At 72.6% G+C, this 17613-nt stretch carries 12 protein-coding genes; 7 read left to right on the top strand and 5 right to left on the bottom strand.

Annotated elements, in window-relative coordinates; translation table 11 throughout:
• The first annotated feature begins 59 nt into the window (after window positions 1-59).
• Together Sdagh_RS21850 and Sdagh_RS21845 are read left to right on the top strand one after the other, a co-directional pair.
• Window positions 60-1010, top strand: coding sequence for a hypothetical protein (locus tag Sdagh_RS21850; protein ID WP_190078275.1), 951 nt, complete (start codon window positions 60-62; stop codon window positions 1008-1010).
• Between the two features lie 89 nt (window positions 1011-1099).
• Window positions 1100-2104: an endonuclease/exonuclease/phosphatase family protein gene (locus Sdagh_RS21845; RefSeq protein ID WP_189416607.1), complete on the top strand. Its 1005-nt coding sequence runs from the start codon at window positions 1100-1102 to the stop codon at window positions 2102-2104.
• 34 nt (window positions 2105-2138) lie between these two features.
• Here the strand turns inward: Sdagh_RS21845 and Sdagh_RS21840 are convergent, their stop codons facing one another.
• Window positions 2139-4223 (bottom strand): PhoX family protein, encoded by a 2085-nt coding sequence (locus tag Sdagh_RS21840; RefSeq protein WP_189416610.1) that lies wholly within the window; start codon window positions 4221-4223, stop codon window positions 2139-2141.
• 289 nt (window positions 4224-4512) lie between these two features.
• On the opposite strand from Sdagh_RS21840, the gene Sdagh_RS21835 reads away from it, so the two are divergent.
• The 4 genes from Sdagh_RS21835 to Sdagh_RS21820 all read left to right on the top strand — a co-directional run bounded on the left by Sdagh_RS21835 (window position 4513) and on the right by Sdagh_RS21820 (window position 10048).
• Complete coding sequence (locus tag Sdagh_RS21835; protein WP_190078274.1) at window positions 4513-5886, top strand: VWA domain-containing protein; 1374 nt, start codon at window positions 4513-4515, stop codon at window positions 5884-5886.
• Window positions 5887-5974: 88 nt separating this feature from the next.
• Window positions 5975-7591: a methionine--tRNA ligase gene (gene metG, locus Sdagh_RS21830; protein WP_190078273.1), complete on the top strand. Its 1617-nt coding sequence runs from the start codon at window positions 5975-5977 to the stop codon at window positions 7589-7591.
• Between the two features lie 120 nt (window positions 7592-7711).
• Window positions 7712-8077, top strand: a complete 366-nt coding sequence (locus tag Sdagh_RS21825) for a PH domain-containing protein (protein WP_189416617.1) — start codon at window positions 7712-7714, stop codon at window positions 8075-8077.
• A gap of 24 nt (window positions 8078-8101) precedes the next feature.
• Window positions 8102-10048, top strand: coding sequence for a glycosyltransferase family 2 protein (locus Sdagh_RS21820; RefSeq protein ID WP_190078272.1), 1947 nt, complete (start codon window positions 8102-8104; stop codon window positions 10046-10048).
• A gap of 63 nt (window positions 10049-10111) precedes the next feature.
• Here the strand turns inward: Sdagh_RS21820 and aspS are convergent, their stop codons facing one another.
• On the bottom strand, window positions 10112-11875 hold the full coding sequence (gene aspS, locus Sdagh_RS21815; RefSeq protein ID WP_190009985.1) for an aspartate--tRNA ligase: 1764 nt from the start codon (window positions 11873-11875) through the stop codon (window positions 10112-10114).
• Between the two features lie 181 nt (window positions 11876-12056).
• On the opposite strand from aspS, the gene Sdagh_RS21810 reads away from it, so the two are divergent.
• On the top strand, window positions 12057-14213 hold the full coding sequence (locus tag Sdagh_RS21810; RefSeq protein WP_189416621.1) for an ATP-binding SpoIIE family protein phosphatase: 2157 nt from the start codon (window positions 12057-12059) through the stop codon (window positions 14211-14213).
• Here the strand turns inward: Sdagh_RS21810 and Sdagh_RS21805 are convergent.
• The 3 genes from Sdagh_RS21805 to Sdagh_RS21790 form a co-directional block, all read right to left on the bottom strand.
• The gene (locus tag Sdagh_RS21805; RefSeq protein ID WP_190009989.1) at window positions 14165-15229 is read right to left on the bottom strand and encodes an AI-2E family transporter; all 1065 of its coding nucleotides are present in this window, start codon (window positions 15227-15229) and stop codon (window positions 14165-14167) included. The two genes, Sdagh_RS21810 and Sdagh_RS21805, sit on opposite strands and share 49 nt — an antisense overlap.
• A 728-nt stretch (window positions 15230-15957) precedes the next feature.
• Window positions 15958-16935: a pirin family protein gene (locus tag Sdagh_RS21795; protein WP_226535518.1), complete on the bottom strand. Its 978-nt coding sequence runs from the start codon at window positions 16933-16935 to the stop codon at window positions 15958-15960.
• A 140-nt stretch (window positions 16936-17075) separates the two neighbouring features.
• Window positions 17076-17534, bottom strand: coding sequence for an SseB family protein (locus tag Sdagh_RS21790; RefSeq protein WP_226535516.1), 459 nt, complete (start codon window positions 17532-17534; stop codon window positions 17076-17078).
• Window positions 17535-17613: the final 79 nt, after the last annotated feature.

Genomic DNA, 17613 nt, shown 5'->3' with positions numbered 1-17613 from the left:
TACGCCCACCTGCACGCACCATGCTGGCCCTCACCCCTCGCCCCCCGTTCCCTGGAACCGTGCACCCACCCACCCGCACCCCCCGCCTCCGCACCACCCTCGCGGCCGTTCTCCTCACCCTCGCCTGCCTCCTCACCCCCTGCGCCGCCCTCGCCGCCTGGGCCGTCCACGGGCTGACCGACACCCGCCGCCACGCCGACGCCATGGCCCCCCTCGCCACCGACCCCCGCGTCCGGGACGCCGTCGCGGACACCGTCCGGGACGCCGTCTTCGCCCAGCTCGGCGCCCACCCCGACGCGGTGGCCACCGGCGCCGGCGCCCCGCGGCAGACCGCCCGCGCGTTCGTGCACGACGCCGCCCGCTCCTTCACCCGCACCAGGGCCTTCCGCGCGGGCTGGGACACGGCGCACCGCACCGTCCACGCCGCCCTGGTCCGCGCCCTGCGCGATCCCGGGCCCCGCCGCTCCCGCCCCGTCACCGTCGACCTCGCCCCCGTCACCGCCCGTGTCAAGCACCAGCTCGCCCTCGACCACGTCCCGTTCGCCCACCGCATCCCCGTACGGCACACCACCGTCACCGTGCTCGGCGCCGCCGAGACGGACCGGCTGAGGAAGGGCTACCGCGTGCTCGACGTCGCCGCCCGCTGGCTCCCCCTCGCCGCCGTCGCCTGCGCCCTCGCCGGGATCACCGTCGCCGCCTGCCGGCGGCACGCCGTCACCGCCGCCGGTCTCGGCACCGCCCTCGGCGGCGCGCTGCTCGGCCTCGCCGTGACGATCGGCCGCCGGCTCACCCTGTCCGAGCTGCCGGGCGCGGTCCACGGCCCGGCAGCCGGAGCGGTCTACGACGCCCTCACCGCCGGCCTGCGCAGCGCCGCCTGGCTGCTGGTCGCCCTCGGTCTCGGCACCGCCCTCGTCTCCTGGCTCACCGGCCGCCTCGCCCGCCGCCGGCCGTCCGTGGTTTCCTCATCGGGGGAAGTCGGGGAACTTTCCGATCGCGCTCCCCGTCTTTGACTGGGGACCCGGGGCCCCCGACCGCGCTGTGCCGCGCCCGCCGCCCCCTGACCACGTACGACGCGCAGCACCGAGCGGAAGGCCGGGACTTGAACACGGACACCAGGGCCGCCGCCTGGGCGGTCCCCCGTCACGTACGTCGCAGACGGGCCGGCCGCCGGGCCGCCCTCACCTGCGCGTTCCTCCTGTTCGCGGGCCTCAGCGTGGTCCTGGGCTGCCGTACCGCCGACACCGACGGCGTCACGCCCGTACCGCAGTTGCTCGCGTTCCTGCCCTGGCTGCTGATACCCCTGGGCGTCGCGCTCGTCATCGCCCTCTACACCCACTGGTGGAGCGGCGTGCTCTGGGCCGTGGTGCTGCTCGGCCTGCTGGCCTGGTTCCTCCAGCCCTACGGCAGGACCGGCGACCCGGTCGGCCCGGCCGTCGCCGAGCTGCGCGTACTGACCTCGAACGTCGAGTTCGGGAAGGGCACCGGCGCCCTGGTCGGGGCCGTCCGCCGGGAGAAACCCGACCTCGTCTTCGTCCAGGAGTGCGAGAGCACCTGCGCCACGCTGCTCCGGGCCGAGTTGGGCGGGACCTACCCGCACCGGCGGGCCGTCGAGGGCGACGGCTCGAAGGGCTCCGTCATCCTCAGCCGCTTCCCGCTGACCTCCGCCAAGGGCGTCGAGGCCACCCTGGGCATGCCCGCCGCCGTCGCGGAGATCGGCGGTCTCGACGTACGGCTCCAGCTCGCCCACCCGATGCCGCCGCTGCCCGGACAGACCGGCGTCTGGGCCCGCGAACTGGACGCGCTGCACGACGTCGTCGCCCGCGACGACAAGACCCCCACCCTGGTCGCCGGCGACTTCAACGCCTCCCAGGACCACGCCGCGTTCCGCCCGCTGCTCGACGCCGGCCTGCGCGACGCGGCCCGGCTGGCCGGCTCCGGCCGCACCCCGAGCTGGCCGGCCGCGACCCTCCCGGCGTTCGGCGTCCAGATCGACCACGTGCTGGTCTCGGAGGACTTCACCTCCCGCGACGCCCGCTTCCTCGACCTCGACGGCACCGACCACCGGGCCCTGCTCGTCGACCTCACCCTGGGCCGGGCCGGCTGACCCGCCGGGCCGGCCCGGGGTGGTCACCGGTCCGTCAGACGCCGATGTCGGAGCCGTCCGCGCGCCACACCGCCACGACGGCCGGCCGCACGATCTTCCCCGGCCCGTCGGGCCAGGTGCTGGCCGGCTTCTCGACCGAGGCGCCGTCCACCTCGCCCGGGTGCTGCACGGCGACCAGCACCCGCCGGTCCTGCACGAGCGGACCGCAGGTCTCGGCGCCGGTCGGCACGGTCAGGAACTGCTTCAGCTCACCGCGTCGCTCCCCGGCCGTGGCGACGCCGAAGAGGCCGTCGTGGGTGCCGAGCGCGTTGCCGTCGGTGGAGATCCACAGGTTGCCGTGATCGTCGAAGGCCACGTTGTCCGGGCAGGAGATCGGGCTGACGTTCTCCTTGGGGAAGCCCGCGAAGTACGTCGCCGGGTCCTCCGGGTCACCGGCGACCAGGAACAGCGACCAGCCGAACTCCAGGCTGTCCGCCCGGTTGCGGTGCTCGGTCAGCTCCAGGACGTGCCCGTGCTTGTTGGCGTTGCGCGGGTTGGCCTCGTCGGCCGGGGCGTTGGAGCCGGCACCGCGGTTGCTGTTGTTGGTCAGGGCGACGTAGACCTTGCCGGTCTTCGGCGACGGCTCGATGTCCTCGGGCCGGTCCATCTTGGTCGCGCCGACCTTGTCACCGGCGAGCCGCGTGAAGACGCACACCTCCTCGGCGCTCATCCCGTCCACGTGCGAGACGGCACCGTCCGCGTCCGCCGTGACCAGCGGGATCCAGACACCGCTGCCGTCGAACTCGCCGTCGGCCGGCAGCTTCCCCGTGCCGTCGATCTCGATCGCCGGGGAGTCGCCGGTCAGCTTGGCGACGTACAGCGTCCCCTCGTCGAGCAGCGACAGGTTGTGCTCGCGCGCCGCCCGCGACGAGCCCTTCTTCATCCGCTTGCCGCCGACGAACTTGTAGAAGTAGTCGAACCGCTCGTCGTCCCCGGTGTAGACGACGGGACGCCCGTCCGGGGTGAGCCGCACGGTGGCCGCCTCGTGCTTGAACCGGCCGAGCAGGGTGTGCTTGCGGGGCGTGGAGTCCGGGTCGTACGGGTCCAGCTCGACGACGTACCCGAAGCGGTGCACCTCGTTGGGCTCCCGCGCGACGTCGAAGCGCTTGTCGAACCGCTCCCACTTGCGCTCGGTGGCGCCGGTGCCGATGCCGTACCGCTTGTCGGTGGCGCGGGAGCTGTTGGCGAAGTACTGGTTGAAGTTCTCCTCGCCGTGCAGCGTGGTGCCCCACGGGGTGGTGCCGCCGGAGCAGTTGTTCAGGGTGCCGAGCACCGTGCGGCCGGTGCGGTCGGCGGAGGTCTTCAGCAGGTCGGAGCCGGCCGCCGGGCCGGTCAGCCGGAACGCGGTGGTGGCGGTGACACGCCGGTTGAGGTGGTGCCGGGGTACGGCGGTCAGCGCGCCGGTGCGCCGGTCCTCCTCGACCACGACGGCGGACAGGCCGTGCGCGGCCCAGGCGATCTCGACCTGCTCGCGGGTCGGGTTCGCGGCGTCGTACCCGCGGAACATGAGGACCTCGTCGGTGTACTCGTGGTTGGCCACGAGCAGCTGCCGGCCGCGCTCCCCCGGCAGGGGCAGCAGCGCGAGGAAGTCGTTGTTGTACCCGAACTGGCCGGCCTGGGCCTTGGCGGTCTGCCGCTCCGGGTCGAAGGCGGGCGCGCCGCGCAGGATGGGCTCGCCCCAGCGGATGACGACGTTCTGCCGGTAGCCGTCCGGCACGGTGACCGCGTCGTTCTTGTTGGGCGCCACCGGCGTGAACCGCAGCCCGCGCGCGCCCTTCGGTTTCACCGGGCGCCCGTGGCCGTGCCCCTTGCCGGCCACCGGCGCGGCCTGCGCCGACCCGGTGCCGCCGACGGTGACCGCGCCGGCGCCCGCCGCGACGACGGTGACTGCGGCGGCGGCCCGCATCATCGAGCGGCGGCCGATCGCGCCGGCAATGACATCACCGACGTACTCGTTGTCACTGGTGTTGGGCACCTCGTGGAAGCAGGCGTCGCCGCACCGGAAGCGGCAGGTCATGGCGGACCGGCCGCCGGGGTGAGAACCGGACGGGGTTCCGATCAACGGCAACAGCTTGCGCACTTCGCACTCCCATGTGGATGCCCTGGTGTTTCCTTGGTGTCAGCGTGACCGTAGGGGTACATATGTGCGGCTGCCGGGCGCCCGAATGAACAGGGCGTGAACCCACGGCGTCCGGGGGGACGTCGACCGGGATCGCGGTGCGTTCCGCACGGGGGCCGAATGCGACCCTTGACGCGGGCGCGTCCGCTGTGCCAGACCCGGCCCGGGGAGGGCGGCGGAGGCCGCTAACCTTACGTGTCCGTCCTGGCCAGGGATTGACGGGCTTCAACTCATGCGAAGGGTTGCGCACATGGGCATTCTCACTCTCCTGCGGAACGCGTTCGGCCGCTCACGCAAAGCGCGGTCCGCCCAGCCGGAGGAGGCCCCCGAGGAGACGGCCCCGGCGCCGGACCCGGCGCCGGCCCCCCTGGCGCCCGCCGAGGACCCGAAGGTCCCGGCCCAGACCCGCCCCGAGCCCACCCCCGATCCGGTGGTCCCGGAGCCGCGCACGTCGACGGAGGACACCCCCGAGGCCGACGTCCACGAACTGGTCACCGCGGCCTTCGACAAACTCACCCCACCGAAGCCCACGGAGCCCCCGGCCACCACCCCCGAGCCGCGGACCCCCGAGCCGGACCCGGAGCCGGAGGCGGAGCCGAAGCCCGGACCGGACGCGAAGGCGGAGCCGAAGCCCGGACCGGAGCCGGAACCGGCCGCAGAGCCGAAGCCTGAACCGGAACCGGCACTGGACGCGGAGCCGGAACCCACCCCCGCCCCGGAACGGGAACCGGCACCGGAACCCGACCCGGAACCGGAACCGGAACCGGAACCGGAGCCGAAGGCGGAACAGCGGCCCGCCCCGGAACCCTCACCCGCACCCGCACCGGAACCCACCCCGGAACCCGCACCCGGCGACGGCGAGGACGCCCCGCAGGGGCCAGCCGCACCCGAGGACGAGAGCCGCACGGGTGGTGCGGGTGGGAACACGACGCAGGCCGAAGGCGAAGCCGGGACCGCGAAACCCGCCACCCCCGCCCCCCGCGTCCGCTCCCGCGCCCCCCACCTCTCCCCCGCCTACAAGGCCGCCACGACCACCCTCCGCAAGCACGACCTCACCGGCACCCGGGCCAAGGTCTACCTCGTCCTCGACCGCTCCGCGAGCATGCGCCCGTACTACAAGGACGGCTCCGCGCAGGCCCTCGCCGACCAGACCCTCGCCCTCGCCGCCCACGTGGACCCCGACCCCACCCTCACCGTCGTCTTCTTCTCCACGGAGATCGACGGCACCACCACCCTCACCCTCACCGACCACGAGAACAAGATCGACACCACGCACGCGGAGCTGGGCCGCATGGGCCGCACCAGCTACCACGCCGCCGTGGCCGAGGTCCTCTCCCTGCACGACGCGTCGGACGACCCCACCGCCCCCGCCCTGGTCGTCTTCCAGACGGACGGCGCCCCCGACGCCAAGACCCCCGCCACCCAGGCCCTCACCGAGGCGGCGAAGACACACCCCGGCGTCTTCTTCTCCTTCGTCGCCTTCGGCGACCCCGAGAACAAGGCGTTCGACTACCTCCGCAAGCTCAAGACGCCCAACACCTCGTACTTCCTCGCCGGCGAGACCCCCCGCGAGCTGACGGACAAGGAGCTGTACGAGGGCGTCCTCGCCGCCTGGCGCCCGTAACGACGACCCGGCGAGTGGACGGAACGCCTCCGTCCACTCGCCGAAACGCGGGTGGGTCGGTCTTCACCGGACCAGTAGGATTTCGCCCATGGCGGCCACTGGAACCGAGAAGCAGGGTGGCAAGGCGTTCTACGTCAGCACCCCCATCTACTACGTCAACGACGCTCCTCACCTGGGCCACGCCTACACGACCGTCGCAGGGGACGTGCTCACGCGCTGGCACCGTCAGCGCGGCGAGAAGGTGTGGTACCTCACCGGCACGGACGAGCACGGTCAGAAGATCATGCGCACCGCGGAGGCGAACGGCGTCACCCCGCAGCAGTGGGCGGACAAGCTCGTCACCGAGGCATGGGAGCCCCTCTGGGAGCACCTGGACATCGCGAACGACGACTTCATCCGCACCACCCAGAAGCGGCACACCGACCGCGTCCAGGAGTTCGTGCAGGATCTGTACGACAAGGGAGAGATCTACAAGGGCGGCTACGAGGGCCCGTACTGCGTGGGCTGCGAGGAGTACAAGCTCCCCGGCGAGCTGCTCGACGGCGAGGGCGAGTACGCGGGCCAGAAGCTCTGCCCGATCCACAAGAAGCCGGTGGAGATCCTCAGCGAGGAGAACTACTTCTTCAAGCTGAGCGCCTACGGCGAGAAGCTCCTCGCGCACTACGAGGCCAACCCGGGCTTCATCCAGCCCGAGTCGGCGCGCAACGAGGTGCTGAACTTCGTCCGCCAGGGCCTCCAGGACCTCTCCATCTCCCGCTCGACCTTCGACTGGGGCATCCCGATCCCCTGGGACGAGAAGCACGTCATCTACGTGTGGGTCGACGCCCTGCTGAACTACGCCACGGCCGTCGGGTACAACGAGAACCAGGCGAAGTTCGAGGAGACCTTCCCCGCCGACGTGCACCTGGTCGGCAAGGACATCCTCCGCTTCCACGCGGTGATCTGGCCGGCCATGCTGATGGCGCAGGGCCTGCCGCTGCCCGGCAAGGTCGCCGCCAACGGCTGGCTGATGGTCGGCGGCGAGAAGATGTCGAAGTCGAACCTGACCGGCATCAAGCCGCAGGACCTGACCTCGCACTTCGGCGTGGACGCCTACCGCTGGTACTTCCTGCGCGCGATCGCCTTCGGCCAGGACGGCTCGTTCTCCTGGGAGGACTTCTCCGCCCGCTACACCAGCGAGCTGGCCAACGACTACGGCAACCTCGCCTCCCGCGTCGCCGCCATGGTCGGCAAGTACTTCGACGGCGCCCTGCCCGAGGCCACGGCGGACGGCGCGGCCGAGCAGGCGATCAAGGACGGTCTCGCCAGGGCCGTCACCGAGGCCGACCGGAGGATCGGCGAGGAGCTGGACTTCCAGGGCGGCATCCTGGCCGTCTTCGACTTCGTGAAGCAGGTCAACGGCTACATCACGGAGCAGGAGCCCTGGAAGGTCGCCAAGGACACCTCCGACGAGGGCAGGGCCCGCCTGGCCACCGTCCTCTACACGGCCGCCGAGGCCCTGCGCGCCGTCGCCGTGCTGCTCAACCCGGTGATGCCGGAGACCTCGCAGAAGCTGTGGGACTCCCTCGGCGCGGGGGCCGCCCTGGGCGCCCTCGCCGACCAGCGGGTCCAGGACGCGGCGGACTGGGGCCGGCTGCCGGCCGGCGCGACCGTCACCAAGGGCGCGGTGCTGTTCCCGCGTCTCGAGGAGAAGCCGGCCGCGTAACGCGCCTGCCACAAGATCGGGGCCGGGGAGGGCGAGACCTTCTCCCCGGCCCCGCGTTCTGTCACGATCGCCTCCGAGGCGGCCGTGTCCGACGCCGCCGCAGCCCACGCGGGGGACCCCATGGCACTCTTCGGCAACGCCCACACCATCGACCCGGCCCAGGCCGCCCAGGACTACGCCCGTCTCCTCGGCCACGGCGAGCAGGTGCACGCCGCCTTCCTGCTGATCCGCGACACCATCCTCTTCACCGACCGCCGGCTGATCCTGATCGACAAGCAGGGCCTCACCGGCAAGAAGACGGAGTACCACTCGGTGCCGTACCGCAGCATCACCCACTTCTCCGTCGAGACCGCCGGCCACTTCGACCTCGACGCCGAGCTGAAGATCTGGCTCTCCGGCAGCCAGACCCCGATCCAGAAGACCTTCACCAAGGGCGTCGACATCTACGAGGTCCAGGCGATCCTGACCCAGTTCGCGGCCCGCTGACGCGCCCCCGGATACAGTCCGGGGATGCCGAGACTCAAGGTCAGTGTCATCGTCCCCGTCCACAACACCGGTCACTACATCGAGGAGTGCGCCCCGTCGCTGCTCGGCCAGAGCCTGCCGGCCGACGCGTACGAGGTGATCTACGTGGACGACGGGTCGACCGACGACACCCTGGCCCGGCTGGAGAAGCTCGCGGCCGACCACCCCAACGTCCAGGTGCACACCCAACCCAACTCGGGCTGGCCGGGCGCCCCGCGCAACCTGGGCCTGCGCCACGCCAAGGGGGAGTACGTGCAGTTCGTCGACCACGACGACAAGCTCGGGCCCGAGGCCCTGGAGCGGCTGTACGAGCACGCCGTCCGCAACGACGCCGACGTGGTGGTCGGCAAGATGTCCAGCACGATGGTGCGCCCCCGCCGGCTGTTCCGGCACACGGTCGACTCCTGCACCATCGAGAACGACGAGCTGATGCAGAGCCTGTCCCCGCACAAGATGTTCCGGCGGGCCTTCGTCGAGGAGCACGGGCTGCGGTTCCCGGAAGGGCCGTGGATCCTGGAGGACCTGGCCTTCGTCAGCGCCGCCTACCTGAAGGCCGAGCGCATCGCGATCCTCGCCGACTACCCCTGCTACTACTGGATGAAGCGGGACGACGGCGGCAACAACACCCGGCACCGCTTCGACCCGCGGTACGGCTTCTGGGACAACACCCGCACCATCGTCCGCCAGATCAAGGACGGCACCACCCCCTCCGACGACATCGACGCGCTGCAGAACCGGCTGCTGCACCGCCTCTACCACGTGGAGGTCCTCTCCCGGACCCGAGAGCCGGAGATCCTGCGCGAGGAACCGGCCGAGCAGATACCGCGGATCGAGGCCGCCCGCGCGGTGGCGCTGGAGGAGTTCCCGCAGGCCGTCCGCGAGGGCCTGCCCGGGGTGTCCCGGGTCCGCGACCGCCTGCTGGAGCGCGGCGACTACGAGGGCGCGCGGGCCTTCGCCGAGCACGTCCGCGCCGTGACCGCCCGCTACCGCAGCGGGCCGCTGCGCTGGGCGGACGGCTGCCTGACCGCCGACGTCACCCTCGACCTGCTGCGCGGCGACGGCGAACCGCTCGTCCTGCTCGAACGGGACGGCACCTGGTGGCTGGACCCGGCCCTGCTGGACGGCGTACCGGGCGGCGAGGACGGCTACGAGGTCCCCGACCCGCTCCGCCACGCCTACGCGGAGATCGTGGTCAAGGACCGCGACCGGGAGGACTGGTGGTACCCGGAGGGCGACCTGGAGGTCCGGCTCGAACCGGCCGGTGAGGGCCGCTCCCGGCTGGTCGCCTCCGGGCAGCTGCGCCTGGACCCGGAGCGGCTGGCCGGCGGCCGGCCCCTGGAACGCGGCGTCTACGACGTGTGGGGCTTCGTCCGGCTGCTGGGCGTCGACCGGCTGGTCCGGCTCAGCGCCCGGGACGCCGACGGCACCCCCGAGGCCAAGAGCCCGGCGGCCGTGGGCCCGGCGCTGTCCGGCGGCCGGATCGCCCTGCCGTACTGGACCGCCGGTCACCAGCTCGCCCTCGACGTGGACCAGCGGCTGCGCCGCTTCGGTCCCGACACCGCCGAGGCCGCCGCCGCCAACGACGCCCGCGCCGGCCGGGCGCTGCCCCTGCCCTACGTCACGGCGGCGTCCGGCGGCCCGGTCAAGGTCAAGGTCACCGTGGCGGCCCGCACGGTCACCGCCCGGCTGGTCCCCGCCGCCGAGGGCACCTCGGTGCGGCTGAGGCTGCCCGAGCGCCTCGACCTGCCCTCCGGACGCCACCCGGTCACCTTCCCGAAGGCGACGGAACCGGCGGCGTACGCCGTCGTCAGCGACGGCGCCCTGCTGCGGCTGGAGGGCCCCGCCTACACGGCCGGCGCCGGACGCCGGCTGCTCGACGCGCTCGCCGGGAACCCCCGCCTGCGCCGGCTGCGGGACCGGACCGGCCGGTAGGCCCCGCACACACGCGGAAAGGGGCCCGGGATCGTCTCCCGGGCCCCTTTCCCCCTGCCGCGCCTACTTCGGCTGGGGCTTGCGCACCGACAGGTGCAGCTCCCGCAGCCGGGACTCGTCCAGCTCGGTCGGCGCGCCCATCATCAGGTCCTGGGCGTTGCCGTTGAGCGGGAAGGCGATGGTCTCGCGGATGTTGGGCTCGTCCGCGAGCAGCATGACGATGCGGTCGACGCCGGGGGCGATGCCGCCGTGCGGCGGGGCGCCGAAGCGGAACGCGCGCAGCATGCCCGCGAACTCCCGCTCGACGGTCTCCGCGTCGTACCCGGCGATCTCGAACGCCTTGAGCATGATCTCGGGCTCGTGGTTGCGGATCGCGCCGGAGGACAGCTCCACGCCGTTGCAGACGATGTCGTACTGCCAGGCCAGGATGTCCAGCGGCTCCTGGTTCTCCAGGGCGTCCATGCCGCCCTGCGGCATCGAGAACGGGTTGTGGGAGAAGTCGATCTTCCCCGTCTCCTCGTCCTTCTCGTACATCGGGAAGTCGACGATCCAGCAGAACCGGAAGACGTTCTCCTCGAAGTGCCCGGCGCGCTTGGCCGCCTCGACCCGGACCGCGCCCATGATCTTGGAGACCTCGTCGAACTCGCCCGCGCCGAAGAACACGGCGTGTCCGGCGGCCAGCCCCAGCCGCTTGGTCAGCTCCGCGACGTTCTCCTCGGTGAGGAACTTGGCGATCGGGCCGGTCAGCGTGCCGTCCTCGCCGACGCGGACCCAGGCCAGGCCCTTGGCGCCCTGCGACACGGCGTAGTCGCCGAGCTGGTCGAAGAACTTGCGGGGCTGGGCGGCGACGTCCGGGACCGGCAGCGCGCGCACGTGCTTGCCGGCGAACGCCTTGAACTCCGAGCCCGCGAAGATGTCGGTGAGGTCGACCAGTTCGAGCTTGGCGCGCAGGTCCGGCTTGTCCGAGCCGTACTTCAGCATCGCCTCGCGGAAGGGGATGCGCGGGAAGGGCGAGGTGACCTCGCGGCCGCCGCCGAACTCGGTGAAGAGTTCCGTCATCAGCTTCTCGATCGGCTGGAAGACGTCCTCCTGCTCGACGAAGCTCATCTCGACGTCGAGCTGATAGAACTCGCCCGGCGAGCGGTCGGCGCGGGCGTCCTCGTCGCGGAAGCAGGGCGCGATCTGGAAGTACCGGTCGAAGCCCGAGATCATCAGCAGCTGCTTGAACTGCTGCGGGGCCTGCGGAAGCGCGTAGAAGCGGCCCGCGTGCAGCCGGGAGGGGACGACGAAGTCACGGGCGCCCTCGGGGGAGGTCGCGGTCAGGATCGGCGTCGCCATCTCGTTGAAGCCGAGGGCCACCATCTTGCTGCGGATCGCGGAGATCACCTGCGTGCGCAGCATGATGTTGCGGTGCATCCGCTCGCGGCGCAGGTCGAGGAAGCGGTACTCCAGACGACGCTCCTCGTTCACCCCGTCCTCGGTGTTGATCGTGAACGGCAGCGGCTGTGCGGCGCCGAGCAGCTCGACCTCGCCCACCTCGACCTCGACCTCACCGGTGGGCAGGTCCGGGTTCACGTTCTCCGTGCCGCGGGAGACGACGGTGCCGTCCACCCGGACGGTGGACTCCTTCGTCAGCTTGTCCAGCGCCGCGTACGCGTCCGTGCCCGGACGGGCGACGAGCTGGGTGATGCCGTAGTGGTCGCGCAGATCGATGAAGAGGATGCCGCCCAGGTCGCGCCGATTGTGCAGCCAGCCGCTCAGCCGGACGTCGGTGCCGACGTCAGAGGCGCGGAGCTCGCCGCAGGTGTGGGACCTGTACCGATGCATCGTCGTTCATCCAGTCTTCGCGGATCGGGTGGGTGTCTCACCGTGGGTGTTTCACGTGAAACACCCCCAGCGTACCGGGCGGTCCCGCCCCCCTTCCTCCCCATTGCCGGGACCGCCGCCGCCCCGCCACCCGCACCGCGACCGGTGGCAGCCTGCGATCCCCTCTTCATAGAGTGGTGCAATGCGCACTGGTGAGCCCCTGCCCGCCGTGGGGGATGTCCTGGCCGCCCTGGCGACCGGTCTGTGGCACTGGGACACGGCCGCCGGGCTCGTCACGGTCGACGCCGAGGCGGCACGGCTGCTCGGGCTGCCCGCCCGCCGGGCCAGTGTCCACCAGGCCCAGATCCGGGCCCGCCTCCACCCGGTCGACTGGAACGAGATCACCGGCGTGATCCGCCTCGCCGCCACCGAGGGCACCGTCGCCGAGGTGCGCGTCCGGGTCATGGACGAGCAGGGCCGCGTCGTCCGTGTCGTCCGCAGCCGCTCCAAGCCCTCCTTCGACCCCGAGGAGCAGGCGTACCGGCTGATCGGCACCCTCCAGGAGGTCACCGAACCGGCGCCGGGCACCCCCGCCGGGCGCAGCGCCGTCACCGGTGACTGGCGGCGCTCCCGGGAGGCGTTCCTGCTGGACGCGGGCCGGGCGCTGGCCGAGGCGCGGTCCACCGAGGAGGTGCTGCGGGTCGCGGCGGGCCTGTCGATGCCCGGCTTCTCCCCGGACGGGCTGGCCGTCTTCAAGGTGCAGGGCGACGAGCTGCGCATCATCGGCCACCGCACGGAGCCGGAGCAGGGGGACAGCCCGTTCGCGCGGATGGGGCTGGAGACGGACTACCCGGCCGCCGAGGTGGTCCGCACCGGCCGCGCCGTCTACCTCTCCTCCCCCGAGGAGTACGCCGCCCGCTACCCGCTCACCTGGCCGCTCGCCCAGCGCTACCGCCGGCGCTCCTGGGCGTTCCTGCCGCTGACCGTGGCGGGCCGCACGCTGGGCGCCTGGATGGCGGCCTTCTCCTACCCCGTCGTGTTCACCCCGGACGAGCGCTCGGTGCTGACCACGGTGGCCCGGATGATGGCCCAGGCCCTGTCCCGGGCGGGTGCCGACGAGACCCAGCGGGAGCTGACCGACGGGCTCCAGCGCTCCATGCTGCCCGCCGTGGGACCCGAGATCCCGGGCGTGCGGATCGCCGCCCGCTATGTGCCCACCGGCGGCGGACTCCAGGTCGGCGGCGACTGGTACGACGTGATCCCCCTGCCCGGGGGTACTCCCTCCGGAGGAGACCGGCTCGCCCTGGTCATCGGCGACGTCCAGGGCCATGACGTACGGGCGGCCGGGCTGATGGGCCAGCTGCGCATCGCCCTGCGCGCCTACGCCTCCGAGGGCCACCGCCCCGACGCGGTGCTCGCCCGCGCCTCCCGGTTCTTCCACGGGCTCGCCCAGTCCGCCGAGCACCTCGGCGACTCCCGCTTCGCGACCTGCCTCTACGTGGAGGTCGACCCCGCCACCGGCACCGTGGAGACCGCGCGCGCCGGCCATCTCGACCCGGCGGTGCGGATGACGGACGGGACGGTGCTGGTGCGGGCCACGGCCGGGGGGCTGCCGCTGGGCATCGACCCGGACGGCGACTATCCCACCACCCGGCTCACCCTGGAGCCCGGCGAGACGCTGATGCTGATCACCGACGGCGTGCTGGAGACCGGCGGCCACGATCTGGAGTCGGGCTGGCGGCGGCTGAGCGCCGTCCTGGAGAAGCTGCCCGTCGGCGACCCGGAGGAGCTGGCCGACGCGATGGTCCAGGCCGTCAGCGGGCCGCCCTCGCACCACACCACCGGTCCGCTCGCCGACCGCCGGGAGGACGACCTCGCCCTCCTGCTGCTGCGCCGGCCGGACCGGGACGGCGACGGCGCGGACGGCCGGCCGCCGGCCCGGCGCACGATCATCACCGTCGCCCAGGCCGAGCCGGAGCGGATCGGCGCCGCCCGGCGGCATCTGCGCGCCCTGCTGCACGACTGGCCCAGTGAGGACCAGAAGGATTCGGCGGTGCTGCTGCTCTCCGAGACGCTGACCAACGTCCTCGTGCACACCGACGCCGACGCGCTGGTCGTGGCGGAGGTGACCGGCGCCCCGGGGCGGCGCCGCATCCGGGTGGAGGTCACCGACAGCGGCGAGGAACTGCCGCACAAACGCCGGCCGGGCGAGATGGCGTCCTCCGGGCGGGGCCTGATGCTGATCGAGATGCTCGCCGACGAGTGGGGCGTCGCCCCGCGCGGCGACGGCAAGAGCATCTGGTTCGACTTCTACGAGCCGCCGGCCGGCCCGTCGGTCCCGGAGGACTCGGCGGCGTAGCGCTCCTGGAGTTCGTGGACGATGCCGACGCCGGCGGCGACCAGCGGCACCGCGAGGAGCATGCCGAGGATGCCCGCGACCGAGGCGCCCGCGGTCAGCGCGAGCAGCACCACCGCCGGGTGCATCCGCACGGTCCGGCTCTGCACCATCGGCTGGAGCACGTGCCCCTCCAGCAGTTGCACGGCGACCACCACGCCGAGCGCCCACAGCGCGATGACGAACCCGCGGTCGGCGAGCGCCACGAGCACCGCCACCGCGCCGGAGATGAACGCGCCGAGGTAGGGGATGTAGGCGCCGACGAAGACCAGCGCGCCGAGGCCGAGGGCGCCCGGGACGCGCAGGACGAGCAGGCCGACGGTGATGCAGACGGCGTCGATCAGCGCGATGATCGTGGTCCCCCGCATGAAGCCCTCGACGGCCCCGAAGGCCCGCCGGGCCATCGCCTCGGCCATGTCACCGCCGCTGCGCGGGACGAGGGCGCGCACGGTGCCGACCGCCCGGTCGGAGTCGCGCAGGAAGAAGAAGACCAGCAGCAGGGCGAGGACGGCCATGGCGATGGTCTCGCCGACGACGCTGACCCCGCTGATCACCCCGGAGGCGGCCGTCGAGCCGAACTTGCCCAGCAGCTCGCGGGCGTTGGAGGCGAGGTCGTCCAGCGAGGTGCCCGCGGCCCCGAAGTGGCGGGCGAGGTCCTGGGCGGAGGTCTTCAGGGAGGCCACGATCTGGTCGCCGCTGTCGACGAGCGCGGCGACCACGATGTACACGGCCCCGCCGACCACCACCAGCACGGCGGCGCAGGTGAGCCCCGCGGCCAGGGACCGCTGGACGTGCGCCGCCACCAGCCGCCGGTACAGCGGGCGCAGCAGGGCCGTGCCGAGCAGGGCGAGCAGCGCGGGCGCCACGGCGGTGCGCAGCTCGACGCAGAGCCGGACGGCGACCCAGGCGAGACCGGCGGCGAGCAGGAGAACGGCACACCAGGCGGCGAACCGACGGACCGGAACGGGAAGCAACAGCACGGCCCCAGCCGACCACGCCCCGGGCTGACCGTCCCGCCGGAACGGCCCGCCCGGGTGAGGCGCGGGGCCGGGCCCGCGGACCTGTCCGTGGTGACGCCGGCTCATGAGCCTGCCTGGACGGTTCCGCGGGTCCGGGAACTGCTCGCCGTCCAGGAGCAGCGCCCGGTCCTGCGCCTCGTGCGGTGACAGGTCAGCCCTTCCGAGCAGCCCCTGCGGGCCGGATGGCATCGACCGGGATTCCGGCCTCACGGGCTCCGAGGACGGTGTCGGCGGTGCCCCCGCCCGTACCGGTGGGCGGTTCGCCGTTCCATACGGCGGCGAGGCGGTCGGCGCGGTCGATGCGGAGGGCGTTGGCGCCTTCCTACGCCCGGCGGTCCCCCGGGTGTGGAGCACGGCCCGCACACGAGGCCCGGTGACGTGGCGGGCGCCGTCCTGGGAGATGCGGACCAGTGCGAGGGCATCCCGCGACCGGTCGCGGTGGAGCGTCTGCCGGGCCATGCCGGCGAGGACGCACGGGTCGTCGTCACCGGGCTGCTCCCGACGGCCTCGCGGGGAGCACACCCCGATCGCGTTCCCGGGCTCCGCTGTCCGGCAGATGCGCCGAGGTGGACCCGACTCGATCCGACTCCCAGATCGCCGTCCTGCGCCTGGGCTCCGGACGCGAAGGGGCCGAGCCGGTCAACGACGGACGAGTCGTTCGTCAGTGACCGACCCGGCCGGGTGCCCGGTCAGGCCCGCGGCCCCTCCGCGGTCATCCCGTGCACCGCCGGCACGGTGCCCAGCCGGCCCTTCTGGAAGTCCTCGAAGGCCTGCTGGAGTTCGTCACGGGTGTTCATGACGAACGGGCCGTAGTGGACCATGGGCTCGCGGATCGGCCGTCCGCCCAGCAGGACGACCTCCAGGTCCGGGGTGTTCCCGTCCTGCTTCTCGTCCGCCCGCACGGTGAGCGAGCCTCCCGCCCCGAAGACGGCCGCCTGCCCGGTGCGCACCGGCCGCCGCTCGGTGCCGGCCGAGCCGCGCCCGGCGAGGACGTACGCCAGGCCGTTGAAGTCCTCCCGCCAGGGCAGGGTCAGCTCGGCGCCCGGCGCGAGGGTCGCGTGGATCATCGTGATCGGCGTGAAGGTGGAGCCGGGCCCCTGGTGGCCGTCCAGGTCGCCGGCGATCACGCGGACCAGGGAGCCGCCGTCCGGGGAGGTCAGCAGGGCCACGCTGCCGCCGCGGATGTCCTGGTACTTCGGGGCCATCATCTTGTCCTTGGCCGGCAGGTTCACCCAGAGCTGGAGCCCGTGGAAGAGTCCGCCGGACATCACCAGGGACTCCGGCGGCGCCTCGATGTGCAGCAGGCCGGAGCCCGCCGTCATCCACTGGGTGTCGCCGTTGGTGATGGTGCCGCCGCCACCGTGGCTGTCCTGGTGGTCGAAGATGCCGTCGATGATGTAGGTGACGGTCTCGAAGCCGCGGTGGGGGTGCCAGGGGGTGCCCTTGGGCTCTCCGGGCGCGTACTCCACCTCACCCATCTGGTCCATCATGATGAACGGGTCGAGGTGGCGGTAGTTGATCCCGGCGAACGCGCGGCGCACCGGGAAGCCCTCGCCCTCGAAACCGCTGGGCGCGGTCGTGACGGTGAGCACGGGGCGGGCCACCGCGTCCGCGGGCGCGGTCACACGGGGGAGCAAGAGCGGGTTCTCGACGGTCACGGCGGGCATGTCGACCTCCTTGGGCGGCGTGCGTCCCACTTTAGTTGAGCGTTGAACTTTCTGCTACCCGGAACCACAGGAGCCCGGAGGGCATTCCCTCCGGGCTCCGCCGGCAGTCGGCGCGGTCGCCTGATTCAGCCGCGCACGGTTCAGCCGTACATGCGCCGCATCGCGAAGTCGACCATCTGTTCGACGGCCTTCGCGTCGAACACCATCCGGTGCTCGCCCTCCATGTCGAGGACGAACCCGTAGCCGGTCGGCAGCAGGTCGAGCACCTCGGCACCGGTGATCACGAAGTACTTGGACTCCTTGCCCGCGTACCGGCGCAGCTCCTTGAGCGTGGTGAACATGGGGATCACCGGCTGCTGGGTGTTGTGCAGGGCGAGGAAACCGGGGTTGTCGCCGCGCGGGCAGTAGACCTTGGAGGTCGCGAAGATCTGCTGGAAGTCCTCGGCGGCCAGCTGGCCCGTGGTGAAGGCGCGCACCGCGTCCGCGAGCGAGGGCGGGGACGGCTCCGGGTACAGCGGCTGCTGCCCGTATCCGCCGGACATCGGCTGCTGGGGCGGCGCGTACTGCTGCTGGCCCGCGGTCTGGTCGTAGCCGCACATACCGCAAAGAGTAGCGAGTGAAGAGTCACAGATGGAGCGGCCGGGGTTGCGACTTATTACCGACGGGTAGCATCATCGT

The sequence above is a fragment of the Streptomyces daghestanicus genome, assembly GCF_020521275.1.
Lineage (GTDB): Bacteria > Actinomycetota > Actinomycetes > Streptomycetales > Streptomycetaceae > Streptomyces > Streptomyces griseoviridis.
This window is presented reverse-complemented; position numbering and strand designations above follow the sequence as displayed.